3 protein-coding genes are annotated in these 2,589 nt (G+C 42.1%); all 3 read right to left on the bottom strand.

The window, feature by feature from the left end; translation table 11 throughout:
- Positions 1-905: ABC transporter transmembrane domain-containing protein (locus C7K08_RS13430; RefSeq protein WP_133165296.1), on the bottom strand; the 905-nt coding region annotated here is incomplete at its 3' end.
- Positions 906-958: 53 nt separating this feature from the next.
- Entirely contained in the window at positions 959-1,795 is an 837-nt protein-coding gene (locus C7K08_RS13435; protein ID WP_106501049.1) for a glycosyltransferase family 2 protein, read from the bottom strand.
- Positions 1,796-2,589, bottom strand: a 794-nt coding sequence (locus C7K08_RS13440; protein WP_133165297.1) for a glycosyltransferase, incomplete at its 5' end; no start/stop codon positions are given.

A 2,589-nucleotide genomic window follows, 5' to 3' on the forward strand; every position in this document is an offset into this window, starting at 1 on the left:
TGTGGCTGCTCAATTAGTAACAATAACGGCATAAGAACTGCTTTACAACCACTTAATGAACTCCAAGCACTCCATAGTTGTTGTGCCAATGGAAGTAATCTTTGCGCACCATAGGCAAGCAAGCCAATTTGGGGCAAAATTTGGATCGGCGAAACACCATGAGCAATAAATAGCGCACCCACTAAAGCTATTGCCACCATCATTGTTGGTTCAAGCACAAACCGTGGCAAACCTGCAATTGTTATATTTTCAGCCTCTCTATAACGCATCAGCCTATCAAGGCTTGCAAACATACTAACTCTGGTGGAGCCTAAACCTAGCAAACGTAATTCTCTAAGCCCAGAAAATGTTTGCTGAATAAGCTTAATTGAATTTTGCTGAGCGGAAACAATAAGTTCAGCATTTTTTTTTAAACGGGGTCGTACCCAATAGGAAAGGATCACATACACCAAGAGCATGAWTAAAAGGGTGGGGAATACCACTACCCATGCCAATGCAAGCAAAACAAAAGAGAGGCTAATTAACAAAATTRAAGAACTTAGCAGCTGYAATRCAGGCAACAACACGCCATTAACAACTTGGCGTWGCTGCGGAGCTAAAAGTGCAGTAATTTTGCTKGGAGGAGTAGCAAGCAATTGAGGAAAGGGTTGATCAAGTAATGCAGTAAAAGCCAGTTCCGCYAAATCAGAGCCAACGTCAGCAGCCAATCGATTACTGAGAGCTAAGCTACTAAAACGAACTATACCCGTAAACAAAACCACAAAGCTAAAACAAATTACTAACGATGTAACACTCCAACCAATGGGAACTTTTCCCATTAGAGCCAACAGCAAGGGTATAATAGCAGCAGCTGATAATCCCTCAGATAAGCTGCTTGCAATAAGCAGAAAAATTACTACTAACATAGGATGCCGCCTAGGTTTAGGTATTACCCGCCACAAACGCAGTAATTCACTTTTCACTTAACAAAATCCCAAGGTGCAAGGATCAAAAGTTCATCAAGATTGYACCTAAATAAACGACGGAGAAACTTATCGCGAAGCAAACATATGCAATGGGCAMCACCCCAAAGCAATAATTGCCCAAAAGCTTGAACTGGATTTGCACCGGAAACACGATACACTCCATACGTCCAACGRACTAACTGATATGGATGGCGCGATATGTTGGAACTATGGCGACGGTAAAATGCAAGTACTTGCGGCAAACATCCATAACGGATTGCAGGATTATTACTAAATATTTCAAGCCAAAGCAAATAATCCTCATGGGGATGCAGTGGGAAACCATTATCAAGTAGATCCCTTCTCACCAAGGCCGTTAGCAAAGGGATTGGATTACGCCATCTAATCTGAGTATGAATACTATGATTGGGGGGCAGTCTCCATGGACCAACTTGTTTAGTGAGATTATTAAATCGAGCAAAAGCTGTAACCGAAAGATCAAGTGAGTATTCCCTATGGAACCTCAACTGACGCTCTAACTTAAGAGGATGCCACAGATCATCCACGTCTAGAAATGCAATCAACTCAGATTGAGCTTCTAGTAATGCCTTATTACGTGGTATGGCCGGCAATTGATTATCAAACTCTCGGAAGCGGGGAAGTTCAATCAGCCTAAAACGTGTATCAGAAGCAATTAAAGTTTTCGCTAGTTCACCGCCGCCATCTTTGGAACCATGATTAACTAATAAACATTCCCAATCCATAAAGCTTTGTTGCTGCAAGTTAGCTACCAAACCAGGAAGAAAGTGGGCAGCATCACGAAAAGGAGTAATTATAGAAACAACTGGCATCTAACAGATCMATCCMAACMATATAGAACGCATCCACATAAAGAAGGGATACACAGTAGCAAAAGGACTAATAATAATTTTAATCATTTCAACGAAACGTTCATTATAGGCCAGGCCAGGAGAAGTTATGCTGTGCCAATCAAATAGACGGCTCGATTGACCATTAAGCCGGAAAACACAAACAGGTTTAGATAAATATGAAATTTCAGCGGGCGGTGTCAAAGAGGCTTTGATCACAGCTCGATCGGCTTTTGAACCTGCACGTAAGTGATATGGATTCGATTTAGCAAAAGTTGTTTGAAAAAGCATGCTTTGATGACAGGGTACCATGTGCCTCAACCAGACATCAATATCATCCAGGCGAGGATTGGGTGTAAGCCACCGTAGAGGCAAGCCAGGGGGCTCGATCCAGGCTTGCCCAAAAACTGCACCAAGATGCTTAAAACTTCGTTTGACGCTTTGAGATTCTGCATAGAGCAGTAAAGTAGCGAAGCCACCTCTCAAATAGATATCTCCAGAATTCATGAATGCAATCCATCTACCTTTAACTTCTCCTAGGGCGATATTCATTGCATCGTAAGTACCATTGGGGAATCGGTGAATAAAGCGACAGTTCCAGTTTAATAATATAATGGAATGATAAACTTTGCTGCAAGCATTGCTGTTTGAGCCATCGATCACCAGTAACTCAAGTTGATAGTTTGGTCCTAAACCATCAGTTGCTCCTTTGAGTGAATGCAGTGTTTCCTCCAACTCACTTGGGTTATTGCGGCAAAGCACTACTACTGTGGCAT

It is taken from the genome of Synechococcus lacustris str. Tous, from assembly GCF_003011125.1.
GTDB lineage: Bacteria > Cyanobacteriota > Cyanobacteriia > PCC-6307 > Cyanobiaceae > Synechococcus_D > Synechococcus_D lacustris.